The sequence below is a fragment of the Pseudomonas sp. BF-RE-21 genome, from assembly GCF_019947305.1.
Classification (GTDB): Bacteria; Pseudomonadota; Gammaproteobacteria; order Pseudomonadales; family Pseudomonadaceae; genus Aquipseudomonas; species Aquipseudomonas migulae.
This window is the reverse complement of the sequence record NZ_JAGYGF010000010.1, coordinates 58,568-72,912: the sequence shown is the minus strand read 5'-3', so window position 1 is coordinate 72,912 and position 14,345 is coordinate 58,568. Positions and strand designations below refer to the sequence as shown.

11 protein-coding genes and 1 pseudogene are annotated in these 14,345 nt (G+C 61.3%); 10 read left to right on the top strand and 2 right to left on the bottom strand.

Annotated elements, in window-relative coordinates; genetic code table 11:
• Positions 1-136: 136 nt before the first annotated feature.
• The gene (locus KGB25_RS10075) at positions 137-1,087 is read right to left on the bottom strand and encodes a glucokinase (RefSeq protein WP_008031013.1); all 951 of its coding nucleotides are present in this window, start codon (positions 1,085-1,087) and stop codon (positions 137-139) included.
• Positions 1,084-2,910, bottom strand: coding sequence for a phosphogluconate dehydratase (gene edd / locus KGB25_RS10070; protein ID WP_008038612.1), 1,827 nt, complete (start codon positions 2,908-2,910; stop codon positions 1,084-1,086). The genes KGB25_RS10075 and edd overlap by 4 nt, the downstream gene beginning before the upstream one ends.
• Before the next feature lie 220 nt (positions 2,911-3,130).
• Between edd and gap the strand changes: the two genes are divergently transcribed.
• From gap to KGB25_RS10025, 10 genes and pseudogenes are all read left to right on the top strand, one after another.
• A complete protein-coding gene (gene gap / locus KGB25_RS10065) occupies positions 3,131-4,132 on the top strand; it encodes a type I glyceraldehyde-3-phosphate dehydrogenase (RefSeq protein WP_008031008.1) in 1,002 nt (333 codons plus the stop codon).
• Between the two features lie 168 nt (positions 4,133-4,300).
• The gene (locus tag KGB25_RS10060; protein WP_008038633.1) at positions 4,301-4,765 is read left to right on the top strand and encodes a methylglyoxal synthase; all 465 of its coding nucleotides are present in this window, start codon (positions 4,301-4,303) and stop codon (positions 4,763-4,765) included.
• 77 nt (positions 4,766-4,842) lie between these two features.
• On the top strand, positions 4,843-5,361 hold the full coding sequence (locus tag KGB25_RS10055; RefSeq protein WP_008038635.1) for an RNA polymerase sigma factor: 519 nt from the start codon (positions 4,843-4,845) through the stop codon (positions 5,359-5,361).
• An 81-nt stretch (positions 5,362-5,442) separates the two neighbouring features.
• Complete coding sequence (locus tag KGB25_RS10050) at positions 5,443-6,408, top strand: FecR family protein (protein ID WP_223434878.1); 966 nt, start codon at positions 5,443-5,445, stop codon at positions 6,406-6,408.
• A 122-nt stretch (positions 6,409-6,530) separates the two neighbouring features.
• The gene (locus KGB25_RS10045; RefSeq protein ID WP_223434877.1) at positions 6,531-9,122 is read left to right on the top strand and encodes a TonB-dependent receptor; all 2,592 of its coding nucleotides are present in this window, start codon (positions 6,531-6,533) and stop codon (positions 9,120-9,122) included.
• 114 nt (positions 9,123-9,236) lie between these two features.
• Complete coding sequence (locus KGB25_RS10040) at positions 9,237-9,845, top strand: biliverdin-producing heme oxygenase (protein WP_223434876.1); 609 nt, start codon at positions 9,237-9,239, stop codon at positions 9,843-9,845.
• A 120-nt stretch (positions 9,846-9,965) separates the two neighbouring features.
• A complete protein-coding gene (locus KGB25_RS10035; RefSeq protein ID WP_223434875.1) occupies positions 9,966-10,358 on the top strand; it encodes a YbaN family protein in 393 nt (130 codons plus the stop codon).
• Between the two features lie 201 nt (positions 10,359-10,559).
• Positions 10,560-11,792, top strand: a pseudogene (locus KGB25_RS30550) (chemotaxis protein); the annotation flags it as partial.
• A gap of 150 nt (positions 11,793-11,942) precedes the next feature.
• A complete protein-coding gene (locus tag KGB25_RS30545) occupies positions 11,943-12,698 on the top strand; it encodes a methyl-accepting chemotaxis protein (RefSeq protein WP_411738967.1) in 756 nt (251 codons plus the stop codon).
• Positions 12,699-12,891: 193 nt separating this feature from the next.
• Complete coding sequence (locus KGB25_RS10025) at positions 12,892-14,223, top strand: CoA transferase (RefSeq protein ID WP_223434873.1); 1,332 nt, start codon at positions 12,892-12,894, stop codon at positions 14,221-14,223.
• Positions 14,224-14,345 lie beyond the last annotated feature (122 nt).

Below are 14,345 nucleotides of genomic sequence, written 5' to 3'. Positions count from 1 at the left end.
GCCTGATCGATCATAAATCTATGTGTCTGTTCCGGCCTCTTCGCGGGCAAGCCTCGCTCCTACAGAAGCACCGGAGCAACCTGTAGGAGCGAGCGGTGCGGCGTCCGACTTGCCCGCGAAGAGAACGACGCGGTCCTTATGCCTGGTCGAGGGCCACACCCGCACCCACCAACCCGGAATACGGCGCCGTCACCAGCCACACCGGAATCCCCTTGAAGTAATCGCTCATGCAACCCTTGTCGGCAAAGCACCGCGCAAAACCGCTTTCGAGGAAGAAATCGGCAAACCGCGGGATCACCCCACCGACGATAAACACGCCACCGCGCGCGCCCGTGGTGAGCACGTTGTTGCCCGCCACGCGACCGAGCCAGCAACAGAACTGTTCCAGCACTTCCAGCGCAATCGGATCACCCGCCAGGCCGGCGGCGGTGATCGCTTCCGGCGTTTCGAGCACAGGCGTGTGCCCGTCCACCGCGCAAATCGCCCGATAGACTCGTGGCAAGCCGCTGCCACTCAACGCCGTTTCCGCGCTGACATGCCCAATCTCGTTGAAGATGTGCTGCCACAACTGAGTTTCACGCGGGCTGCTCAACGGCAAATCGACGTGGCCACCCTCGCCCGGCAATGCAGCGAAACGTCCTTCGCCCAAGTCGAGCAAAGTACCGACGCCCAACCCCGTGCCCGGGCCAATCACCACCGCCGGGCGCAACGGTTCCGGCGTGCCTTCGCAAACCACGCGGAATTCGCCCGGCTGCAAACGGGTCATGCCCAGCGCCATCGCCGAGAAGTCGTTGACCAACAGCAGTTGCTCGACTTGCAAGGTCTGGCAGAACGCCTTGCGACTGAGGCGCCAGTGATTGTTGGTGAACTTGAATTCATCACCGCTCACCGGGCCGGCCACTGACAGACACACGGAACCAATCGAACCCGGCGCCAGCCCCTGCCCGTTCAGATAGACGCTGATCGCCTCTTCCGGGCTGGGAAAATCTGCCGTTGCCAGCACCTGGACCGATTCCAGCTGCTGGTTTTTCCACAACGCGAAACGTGCGTTGGTCCCACCGATGTCACCGACCAAAGCCAGTTTCAATTAAGCGTCTCCAGGGCAGAAGTAAAGGCGCTGGCGCCCTGCTCTGCGGAGCTAAAGGCCATGCGCATGAAACCAAACAGCTCGCGACCGGTGCCAATGTTGTTGCCCAACAGGCCTTTGGCCGGCGTGCGCGCTGCGAATTCTTCGGCGTCCACCTTAAGCTCCAGGGTGCCTTTGACGCCATCGACGCGGATGATATCGCCCTCTTGGACTCGCGCCAAAGCGCCGCCCACGTAAGCTTCGGGGCTGACGTGAATCGCCGCCGGGATTTTCCCCGAGGCGCCGGACATGCGCCCGTCGGTGACCAGCGCGACTTTGAAGCCGCGATCCTGCAGCACGCCGAGGAACGGCGTCATTTTGTGCAGTTCCGGCATGCCGTTGGAGCGCGGGCCCTGGAAGCGCATCACCGCGACAAAGTCCTTCTCCAGCAAACCGGCCTTGAACGCATCGGCCAGATCCTGTTGATCCTGGAACACCATTGCCGGTGCTTCGACGATCTGGTTTTCCAAGGCGACTGCCGAGACTTTCATCACGCCACGACCGAGGTTGCCTTCCATCACGCGCAAGCCGCCCTCGGGCGAGAACGCTCGAGCGACTGGACGCAGGATGGTTTCATCGAGGCTGTCGGTGACGCCTTCGCGCCATACCAGCTCACCGTTATCGAGGAACGGTTCCTTGGTGTAGCGGCTCAGGCCGTGGCCCAGAACCGTGTTGACGTTTTCGTGGAGCAGGCCGGCTTCCAGCAGTTCGCGGATCAGGAACGACATGCCGCCCGCCGCCTGGAAGTGGTTGATGTCGGCTTTGCCGTTCGGGTAGACGTGGCTCAGGGTCGGCACGACTTCGGAGAGGTCGGCCATGTCCTGCCAGGTCAGTTGAATGCCCGCCGCCATGGCAATCGCCGGCATGTGCAAAGTGTGGTTGGTCGAACCGCCGGTGGCGTGCAGCGCCACGATGGAGTTGACCAGCGAACGCTCATCGACGATTTCGCCGATCGGCATGAAGTTGCCATTCTGCTTGGTCAGGCGCGTGACCTGATGCGCCGCTTCGCGGGTCAGGGCATCGCGCAACGGCGTGTTCGGGTTGACGAAAGAAGCGCCCGGCAAGTGCAGGCCCATGACTTCCATCAGCAACTGGTTGGTGTTGGCGGTGCCGTAGAAGGTGCAGGTGCCGGGGCTGTGGTAGGAATTCATTTCCGATTCCAGCAGCTCTTCACGCGAGGCCTTGCCTTCGGCATAGCGCTGACGCACATCGGCTTTCTGCTTGTTGGAAATGCCCGAGACCATCGGCCCGCCCGGTACGAAAATCATCGGCAGATGACCGAAGCGCAACGCGCCCATCATCAGGCCCGGCACGATCTTGTCGCAGATGCCGAGCATCAGCGCGCCATCGAACATGTTGTGGGAAAGGGCAACAGCGGTGGACAGCGCGATCACTTCACGGCTTGGCAGGCTCAGTTCCATGCCCGGCTCGCCTTGGGTCACCCCATCGCACATCGCCGGGGTGCCGCCGGCGAACTGGCCGACGGAGCCGATTTCGCGCAGGGCTTTTTTGATCAGTTCAGGAAAGACTTCGTACGGCTGATGCGCCGAGAGCATGTCGTTATATGACGAAACAATCGCGATGTTCGCGGAGTTCATCATTCGCAGGCTGTTCTTGTCTTCGGTGCCGCAACCGGCCACGCCGTGGGCGAAGTTGGCGCATTGCAGCTTGCCGCGCATCGGACCGTCGCTGGCTGCACCGCGAATGAGCGCAAGGTAAGCCTCGCGGGTTGCGCGGCTGCGGGCGATAAGCCGTTCGGTGACCTCAAGGACGCGGGGATGCATGTGTAGAACTCCAGGCTAACGGATGTGGCGACCTGATTGTCTATGCTGAACAAGAGCCGTTGTTGATGGGATGACAAACGGCTTTCTTGATCATTCGGACCAGTTGATTCAGGTCACTCGTTGTAGATTGAACAAAATATTGCCACTAAAAAGGCTTGTTTTCTATTTTTATGCGAATAATCTTGTAATTCCAACAACAAAACGACGGCGGCCCTGTTAAATGACTCTTCGAATCGCAATCAATGGTTTTGGCCGTATCGGCCGCAACGTCCTTCGCGCACTGTATACCCAAGGCTACCGTCAGGATTTGCAGATCGTTGCAATCAATGACCTGGGCGACAGCGCGATGAACGCTCATCTGCTCAAGTACGACACTGTTCACGGCACGTTCGACGCCGATGTCCAGCATGATCAGGAAAGCCTGACCGTCAACGGCGACCGGATTTCCGTCAGCGCCATTCGTAACCCGGCCGAGCTGCCTTGGGCCGCGGAAAAGATTGATGTCGTGTTTGAATGCACCGGTTTGTTCACCGACCGGGCCAAAGCCGCCGCGCATATTACGGCCGGCGCGCGCAAAGTGATCATCTCTGCACCGGCCAAAGGCGCCGACGCCACCGTGGTGTATGGGGTGAACCACGACATTCTGCGCCAATCGCACCAGATTATTTCCAACGCGTCGTGCACCACCAACTGCCTGGCCCCGGTGGCCCAGGTGCTGCACCGCGAGCTGGGCATCGAAAGTGGTTTGATGACCACCATCCACGCCTACACCAACGATCAAAACCTGACCGACGTCTACCACACCGACCCGTACCGCGCCCGTTCGGCCACCCAGAACATGATCCCGAGCAAGACCGGTGCGGCCGAAGCGGTCGGCCTGGTGCTGCCGGAACTGGCGGGCAAACTGACCGGCATGGCCGTGCGTGTGCCGGTGATCAACGTGTCGCTGGTGGACCTGACCGTGCAACTGAAGCGCGAGGCGTCGGCCGATGAAGTGAATGCGCTGCTCAAGGAAGCCAGCCAGCATTCGAAGATTCTGGGCTACAACACGTTGCCGCTGGTCTCGAGCGACTTCAACCACAACCCGCTGTCGTCGATCTTCGACGCCAACCACACCAAGTCCAGCGGCAAGCTGCTCAAGGTGCTGGCCTGGTACGACAACGAGTGGGGCTTCTCCAACCGCATGCTCGATAACTGCCTGGCGCTTTGCAACGCTGAGTAACTCTGTGCCTGTTGCGCCGTACCCGACTCTGTAGGAGCCAGGCTTGCCGGCGAAGAACGATGACGCGGTCTAACAGATACATCGCGCCGCTCGGTTCGCGGGCAAGCCTCGCTCCTACAGGCGATGGCGTACTCAACCATCGTCGGTAACCTGCCTACGGAACATCCCATGATCGGTATCAGCTTCACGCAAAAAACCGTCGCCGCGCGCAAACGCATCGCCCTGGTCGCCCATGACCACTGCAAGGTGTTCCTGCTGGACTGGGCCGAGCGGCACAAAGACAAGCTCGCGCAACATGAACTGGTCGCCACCGGCACCACGGGTTTGTTACTGCAACAACGCCTCGACCTGCCCGTGGAAAGCATGATCAGCGGCCCCTTGGGCGGCGACCAACAACTCGGCGCGCAAATCGCCGAACAGCGGGTCGACATGCTGGTGTTCTTCTGGGACCCGTTCGAACCGCAACCCCATGACCCGGACATCAAAGCATTGCTGCGGGTCGCGGCAGTCTGGAACATTCCCGTTGCCTGCAATGAATGCAGCGCCGACTACCTGCTCAGCAGCCCGTTGATGGATCAGGCGCATTCCCATCGCATTCCCGATTACGCGACCTATTTGCTGGGCCGCGCATAAACCTTCACAAATCAGGACTTGACCATTGCAGCGGATGATAAGCATTATCATTTGATCGAAATGGATCAGGTCCTCCCGTGAGTCAATCGCGCTTCAATCACGTCTTCATCGCCCAGCGCGTCTCTCTGCTGCGCACGCTGGAGCGGATGGTCAACAATCACAGCACCGCCGAAGACCTCTTGCAGGAGACCTACCTGCGCGTGACCCGTGCGCTCAGCGAACGGGCCATCGACCACCTTGAACCCTTTGTTTTCCAGACCGCCCGCAACCTGGCGCTGGACCATTTGCGTGCGCGGCGCATTCAGTCACGGACGATGCTCGACGACGTGCCGATGGACGTGGTGGAAAGCATTGCCGCACCGGCCAGCAGTGCCGAGGACGCCGCCCATGCCAAACAATTGCTGGAGCGTTTGAACGTGAGCCTCAGTGAACTCAGCGCCCGTCAGCAGCAGATTTTCATTCTCAGCCGTTTGCACGGGCACAGCTATCTGGAGATTTCCGAGAAGCTCGGCGTGTCATTGAGCACGGTGCAAAAGGAGTTGAAGCTGATCATGGCCATCTGCATCGGTGTCGCCGAACGGTTAAACGGCGACTGAGCAAGCAAGGCTTTGCTACCCTTGCCCACTTTCAAGCTCCACTAAAAAACAGCCGTGCACAGACACTGCCGAGGAAACACCGTGACGGACACCCACCGCTCCCCTCCGCCCTCCCCGGCGCGGGACCCCGCAAGTGCGATGGACCAGGCCCTGGACTGGCTGATCGTGCTGGGCAGTCCGAGCGAAGAACAGTCTCGCCAGTTCCAGGCATGGCTGGACGCCGACCCTTTGCATGCACAAGCGTTCGCCAAGGCCCAGGCCATCTGGGACGGCCCGCAAGTCGTGCAATGCGCGCAACACCTGGCCGCGCTGCCACCAAAAGTCACCGTGTTGTCGCGCCTGCGCCCGCACTGGAAACCGTTGGCCACCGCTGCCGTGTTGATCCTCGGCCTGTTCAGTTTCAGCAACCTGCCCCTGCGTCTCCAGGCCGATCACCTGACGGTGGTCGGTGAGCGTCAGCGCCTGCAACTGGAGGACGGCTCGAAAGTCCTGCTCAATACCAACTCGGCGTTTTCCAGCACCATCAACGATCAGCAGCGCGTCGCCCGTCTTTATCAGGGCGAAGCGTTTTTCGAAGTGCCGGCCCATCGCGGCCAGCCGCTGGAAATCGACGCCGGACCGGTGAAGGCCAGCGTGCACGACACCGCATTTGCGGTGCGCTACCTCGATGGCGTGACGCAGGTTCAAGTGCAGCGTGGTGATGTCGACTTGCGGGCGACCCGCGACGACGCACGGATTCGCCTGTCTGCCGGCGAAAGCATCCGCATCGGCCCCAACGGTTTCGACCGGCCGGCCAGGCTCGACGCCGCGACTGACCTGGCATGGGTCCAGGGCCGATTGGTGTTTGAAAATTGCCCGATGAGCCAGGTGCTGGCGGAGCTGCGTCGCTACTATCCCGGCTGGATCATCAACAACAACGAGCAATTGGCCGACGTCGCCGTGACCGGCAATTACCGTCTCGACCAGCCGCTGGACGTGGTCCGCTCGCTGGCGCACATCACCTCGGCGCGGCTCCAGGAATTCCCGGCGCTGGTGATTTTGAACTAAATGAGAATTATTTTTACTCGATAGCTGAAGCTCGTACGTCTCGTTATAGCCAATGCAATTGATTCGCATCTTCATATGCCAATCAGCACCTATAAAGATTCGTGCGACTCGGAGCGCTATCGATGTCCTCTCGCCTTACCCGCCACTCCTCTTCACCGTCCCGCGTGCTCTCGCTGCTGACCGCCGCCATCCTCATGGCTGGTAGCGCGCCGCTGATGGCCGCCACCGCCGCCGAACAACCGACGCGCAACATGGGCGATTACGCGTTTGCGATCCCGCAACAGTCGCTGGTCTCGGCACTCAATGCCTTTACCGCGGTGACGGGCTGGCAGGTCGGCTTGCCGGCAGAACTTGGGCAAGGCGTGGCCTCGCCGGGTGTGCGCGGGTCCTTGTCGCCGGAGAAAGCCCTGGATCGCCTGTTGGTGGGGACCAACCTGAGCTATCGCAAACTGGGCAACAACAACATCGTCCTGGAAAAGCGCCCGAGCAGCAGCGCGCTCAATCTGCAACAGGTGACCATCAGCGCCACCCGCCAGGAACAAACCGTGGAAAGCGTGCCGGGCACCGTCACCGTTCACACCCGCGAAGAGCTGGACCGCAACAACGTCAACACCATCAAGAACCTCGTGCGTTACGAACCGGGCGTTTCGGTCGGTGGTGCGGGCCAGCGCGGCGGGATCAGCGGCTACAACATCCGCGGCATCGACGGCGACCGGATCCTGACCCAGGTCGATGGCGTCGAAGTGCCCAACGATTTCTTCAACGGCCCTTACGCCAAGACCCAGCGCAACTACGTCGACCCGGAGATCATCAAACGCGTCGAAATCCTCCGTGGGCCGGCCTCGGTGCTGTACGGCAGCAACGCCATCGGCGGCGCGGTCAGCTATTTCACCCTCGACCCGGACGACATCATCAAACCCGGCAAAGACGTCGGCGCCCGCCTGAAAACCGGCTACAGCTCCGCCGACGAGAGCTGGTTGAAGTCCGCGACGGTGGCCGGCCGCGCCGATCAGTTCGATGGCTTGCTGCATTACAGCCAGCGCGACGGTCATGAAACCGAATCCTACGGCAGCAACAACGGCACCGGCCTGGCGCGCACTGCGGCCAACCCGGAGGACGTGCGAACCTACAACGTGCTGGCCAAGATCGGCTGGAACTACAACGAAGATTCGCGCCTGGGCCTGACGTATGAAAAGTACAAGGACGACCGCGACACCGATCAGAAAAGCGCCTACGGCGGTCCGTTCGACAAAGGCCAGCCGGCGATTCCGGCCAGCGTCCTGCCGGGCGGCATGTACCAGTGGCGCACCGGTAACGACACCGTCACCCGCGAGCGTTTCGGCCTGGAACACAGCTTCGCCCTCGACAGTCTGCTGGCAGACAACGTCAAGTGGAGCCTGAACCACCAAGTCGCCAAGACCGACCAGAGCACCGAAGAGTTCTACTACCCGATCTCACGCAAAGTGCTGCGCACCCGCGAAACCCTTTATGAAGAAAAGCAGTGGGTGTTTGACGCGCAACTGGACAAGGCTTTCAGTCTTGCCGACACCGAGCACCTGTTGACCTACGGCACCACGATCAAGCAGCAGAAAGTCACCGGTTCGCGCAGCGGCAACGGCACCTGCCTCGCGGTCTTTGGCTCCTGCCGAACCCTCGGCGCCGTCAGCACCGCAGACGTGCTGAAAAAATCCAGCGACTTCCCCGATCCGACCGTCAACACCTACAGCCTGTTCGCCCAGGATCAGATCAGCTGGGACAAATGGACCTTCCTGCCGGGGCTGCGCTACGACTACACCGAGCTCAAGCCGCACATCACCCAGGAGTTCTTGAACACCGTGGCGGCCGATGGCCGCGGCACCGTCAGCAACGACTCAAAAACCTGGCATCGCGTGTCGCCGAAATTCGGCCTGACCTACGCCCTGACTGACCAGTACACCTGGTATGGCCAGTACGCCGAAGGTTTCCGCACACCGACCGCCAAGGCGTTGTACGGACGCTTCGAGAACACCACCACCGGTTATCGCGTGGAACCCAACCCGAACCTCGACCCGGAAACCAGCAAAGGTTTTGAAACCGGTCTGCGCGGTCAATTTGAATCGGGCTCCTTCGATGTGGCCGTGTTCTACAACAAGTACCGCGACTTCATCGAAGAGGATGCCATCTCCCCCGGTTACAACGAGCTGACCTTCCAGAGCGCCAACATCAAGCGCGCCACGATCAAGGGCGCAGAGGTCAAGGGACGTCTGAACCTCGACGTCTTCGGCGCGCCACAAGGTCTGTACACCCAGGGCTCGGTGGCCTACGCCTACGGTCGCAACAACGACAACGGCGAACCGATCAACAGCGTCAACCCGCTGACCGGCGTGTTCGGCCTCGGTTACGACCAGGACAACTACGGTGGTTTGCTCAGCTGGACGCTGGTGAAAAAGAAGGATCGCGTCGACGACACCAAATTCAAGTCGCCGGACGGCGTCAGCAGCCAGTTCAAATCGCCGGGCTTCGGCGTGCTGGACCTGACCGGTTTCTACAAAGTGACGGACGATGTGACCGTCAGCGCCGGGGTCTACAACCTGACCGACAAGAAGTACTGGCTGTGGGATGACGTGCGCGGTTACGACGGCGTCGGCGAGGCGTCGGTCCTCAGCCCGGCCAACCTTGATCGCCTGACTCAGCCGGGTCGCAACTTCGCGGTCAATCTGGTCTGGGACATCTGACCCTGCACGCTCACTGCGCGGCTTTTTATAGCGCCGCGCGGTGAGGTTTTTTTACGCTCAGGCGTCTTCTTGTTCGTCTCGTTACCAAGCGCCTCTTTTCTTCAAGGATTTCTCATGACTAACCAGGACACTGCTCAACGCCCGGCTTTGCGCTCGCAACGCTTGAACCAGATCACCCATGAGCCCCACACCAAACTCGATGCACTGGTCAAAGCCCACGCGCCGTTCGAAACCCAGGCCAATTTCGCCCGTTTCGTGGTGGCGCAGTATCTGTTCCAGTCGGAGCTGGTGGCGCTGTACAACGATGCCGAACTGATCGCCATCGTTCCCGATCTGGCAGCGCGCTGCCGTGCCGAGGCGGCCAAGGCAGACTTGGCCGATCTGGACACCGAAGTGCCGGCGCCTGTCGCGGGCGCAGTGAACACCCCGAACAAAGCCGAAGCGCTGGGTTGGTTGTTTGTGTCCGAAGGCTCGAAGCTCGGTGCAGCGTTCCTGATCAAACGGGCTGTCGGCCTGGGCCTGAGCGAAACCTTCGGCGCCCGTCACCTCGGCGAACCGGCCGGTGGCCGCGCTGAAGGCTGGAAAAGCTTCGTCAAGACGCTGGACGGTCTGGAACTCACCGAACAGGAAGAAGCCGAGCTGGATAGAGGCGCAATTAATGCGTTCAACCGCTTCACCGTGTTGCTGGAACACGCCTACGCCACCACCCCCGAACTCGCCTGATAACCCCGCCCTTGTAGGAGCGAGGCTTGCCCGCGAAGAACGATAACGCGGTTTTTCTGACAGACCGCGTTATCGTTCTTCGCGGGCAAGCCTCGCTCCTACAGGTCATAAATCGATCTTATGACTCGCGCCTCCTCCAAACTCGCCCGTTTCCTGTTCGGTCTCTTGGCCTACATCAGCCTAGCCATCGGCCTGATCGCCATCGTCGTGCCAGGCCTGCCGACCACCGAGTTCGTCCTGCTCGCCGCCTGGGCCGCGACCAAGAGTTCGCCGCGCCTGAGTGCCTGGCTGGAAAACCATCGGCTGTTCGGTCCGATCCTCTGCAACTGGCGCAACGGTAAAATCGTCACGCGTCGAGCCAAGGTCAGTGCCACCGTGAGCATGCTGCTGTGCGCCGGGTTGATGCTGGTCATGCTCGATCACGGTTGGCCGGTTTACCTCGCCATCGCCGGCATGAGCCTGGGCAATCTGTGGATCTGGTCACGACCGGAATCACTGCCGCAAACCACCTGACACACTCCGCGATTTATCCCCGTTTTAAAGCGCTTTTCGGCACTTTTTCCCGCGCAAACGTTCAACCATGACCGTTCGTCGGGGTCACCTTCATGCATCCTCGCCCCACGCCGATGCGCAGAGATTGGCGCTGAATGGATTTGGCGAACCGGGTCGACTTCGACTCGCAGCCAACACTTCATCCCTTCGCGAGTTCGTCCTATGTTCGACTCTCTGTCCATCCGCCTGAAAATCGTTCTGCTCTCCGGTCTATGCCTGTTGGGCGTGGTCGTCCTGATCGTCAGCATGAACTTCTACCAGACCAACCAGAACGATGAGCTGGTCAGCGCCTCCAGCAGCAAAATGCTCACCGACAGCGTGCAAGACCTGCTTCAGGCCAAGGCCGCCGAGCAAGCGGTGCGGGTGCAGAAAACCTTTGGCGAAAGCCTGTTGGTGGTGACCGCCCTGGCGGACCAGATCAAGGACATGCGCACCCTGGCCGCCAAGCGCTCGCTCGAGGCCGGCGCCCTGCGTGAAGAGTTGAACCAGAGCCTGAAAACCGCCTTCGAGCGCAACAGCAAAGTGCTGGGGATCTGGCTGGCGTTCGAACCCAACGGTCTGGACGGCAAGGACAGCGAGTTCGCCAATGACGCCGCTCGCCAGTCCAACGAAGCCGGTCGTTTCGCCAGTTACTGGAGCCGCGCCGGTGGTACCGCGCTCAACACGATCATGGTCGAAGACGACATGACCAAAACCACCTTGAGCCTCAGCGGCACGCCTTACAACAGCTGGTACACCTGCCCTCGCGACAACAAGCGCACCTGCTTGCTGGACCCGTACGCCGACACCGTCGGCGGCAAGGAAATGCTGATGACCACCATTTCCGTTCCGCTGCTGGTGGACGGTAAATCCATCGGCGTGGTCGGTGTGGACATCGCCCTCGACGCCCTTCAGGCAGCGGCTGTCGATTCCCAGCGTGATCTGTTCAACAGCGCCGGGCACATGCTGATTGTCTCTGGCAGCGGCGTGCTCGCCGCTTACAGCGTCGACGCGAGCAAGGTCGGCAAAAGCATCGGTGAGACCCTGGGCGCAGAAGGCAAGGATGTCCTGCAATTGCTCAGCGGCGGCGCACCGAAAATCCTCGAACAAGGTGATTTGATTCGTGCGGTGTACCCGGTCAGCCCGATCAGCGATTCCAAAGCCTGGGGCGTGGTGATCGACCTGCCCAAGCAAGTGCTGCTGGCCGATTCGGTGAAGCTGCAAACGGTGCTCGATGATGCCCAGCAAAGCGGCACGATCAAAGCCGTGCTGGTGGCGGTCGCTGCCGGCCTCGTCGGTCTGCTGCTGATCTGGCTCACCGCGTCGGGCGTGACCCGGCCGATCAACAGCGTCGCCGAGATGCTCAAGGCCATTGCCAGCGGCGACGGCGACCTGACCCAGCGCCTGCATTACAGCAAGCAGGATGAACTGGGCGAACTGGTGAGTTGGTTCAACCGCTTCCTCGACAAGCTGCAACCGACCATCGCGCAGATCAAACAGAGCATCACCGATGCCCGTGGCACCGCCGACCAGTCTTCGGAAATCGCCCGCCAGACCAGCGAAGGCATGCAGGTGCAGTTCCGCGAAATCGACCAGGTCGCCACCGCGTCCAACGAAATGAGTGCCACGGCCCATGACGTGGCCAACAGTGCGTCGAACGCGGCAAACGCGGCCAAGGGCGCTGACCAGTCGGCTCGCGATGGCATGTCGATCATCGAACGCAGCACCCGCGACATCAATCAACTGGCCGACGAAGTCAGCAAGGCGGTGACCGAAGTCGAAGCGCTGGCGGTCAACAGCGAGCAGATCGGTTCGGTGCTGGAAGTCATCCGCAGCATCGCCGAGCAAACCAACCTGCTGGCGCTCAACGCCGCCATCGAAGCCGCCCGTGCCGGCGAGAGCGGTCGCGGTTTTGCGGTGGTGGCCGATGAAGTGCGCAACCTGGCCAAACGCACGCAGGATTCGGTGGAAGAGATTCGTATCGTCATCGAACGCATCCAGACCGGCACCCGCGGCGTAGTCGCTACCATGCATTCGAGCCAGACCCAGGCGCACAGCAACGCCGGACAGATTCAACAAGCGGTGCAAGCCTTGAGCAAAATCAGCGACGCGGTCACGGTGATCAGCGACATGAACCTGCAAATCGCCAGCGCCGCCGAACAGCAAAGCGCCGTGGCCGAAGAGGTCAACCGCAACGTCTCGGCGATCCGCACCGTCACCGAAACCCTGACCGGCCAGGCCACCGAATCGGCGCAGATCAGCAGCCAGCTCAACTCCCTGACCACCCACCAGATGAAATTGATGGATCAGTTCCGCGTGTAAAGCCACACCGCAAATCCCTGTAGGAGCCGGCTTGCCGGCGATGGCGATGTGTCAGCCAACGTAGATGTCAACTGACACACCGCTATCGCCGGCAAGCCGGCTCCTACAGGTTCGTGCTCGGCAGGCTAATGGGTTTTCATCTAATTGAGCGGTGTTTTGTTCTATGCTCTGGCCCTCTTCCGGAGGGCCTTCGATGACTGATTTACTCACGTCCATTCAAGCCGCACTCGGCTTGCCCCACACCCCGATTCCGTTCACCTCGAAGGGCGCCCTGCCCTCGGCGTTCGCCGTCACTGACCTGGCGAGCGCCAGCATTGCCGCTGCCGGCCAGGCGGTCAGCGAGTTACTGCACCAGCACACCGGTCGTTTGCCCGGCCTTGAAGTCGACCGTCGCCTCGCGTCTTTCTGGTTCGCGACGTCGATCCGTCCCGACGGCTGGAGCGTTCCTCCACTCTGGGACCCGGTGGCCGGAGACTACCCGACCAGCGACGGCTGGATCCGCCTGCACACCAATGCGCCACATCACCGTGCGGCGGCCGAAAAAGTGCTCGGTGCCTGTGCCGACCGCGCCGCCGTGGCGAGCAAGGTTGCGCAATGGGCGAAAACCGATCTGGAACAGGCCGTGGTCGAGGCCGGTGGCTGTGCCGCCGAAATGCGCAGTTGGGCGCAATGGCAAACGCATCCCCAGGGCCAGGCGGTGAATTCTGAGCCACTGATTCAGTTCAGCGCCGGCAACCCTGAACCGCCGCGATCGTGGCAAGGATCGGTGGCGCAACCACTGGCCGGAATCAAGGTGCTGGATTTGACCCGCGTGCTCGCCGGCCCGGTCGCCAGTCGCTTTCTTGCCGGCCTCGGCGCCGACGTTTTGCGCATCGACCCACCGACCTGGAACGAGCCCGGCGTGGTGCCGGAAGTCACCTTGGGCAAACGCTGCGCACGCCTGGACTTGCATGACAAAGCAGATCGCATCCTGTTCGAAAGCCTGCTCAAGGACGCCGACATTCTGCTCCACGGCTACCGCGCCGATGCCCTGGAACGGCTGGGTTACGGCGTCGCCGAACGGCAGGCACTCGCGCCCGGCCTGATCGACGTTTGCCTGAACGCCTACGGCTGGAGCGGACCATGGCAGAACCGCCGCGGCTTCGACAGCCTGGTGCAGATGAGCAGCGGGATTGCCGAAGCGGGGATGCAATGGAAGAAGGCGGACAAGCCAACGCCGTTGCCGGTGCAGGCGCTGGATCATGCCACCGGGTATTTGATGGCGGCTGCGGCGATCACGTTGTTGGGACGGGGTGGGTCGGCACGGTTGTCGCTGGCGCGGACGGCGAAGTTGTTGATTGAACAGGGTGCGGGGACGAGTGAGCCGTTGCGGGCAGAGGATGAAAACGACCAGGACTTGCTGGTTGAACAGACGCCCTGGGGGCCGGCGCATCGGCTTCATGTGCCACTGAAAATCACCGGGACGCCGTTGCAGTGGGCGATTCCGGCGTCTGAATTGGGTTCACATCGCGCGCAGTGGTGGTGACTTTCAAATAGCTATCGCCGGCAAGCCGGTCTCGCTCCCACACTGGATCACCGTCGATCACAAAACCTGTGGGAGCGAGACCGGCTTGCCGGCGATAGCGGTCGAACAGTCACTAAAAATCC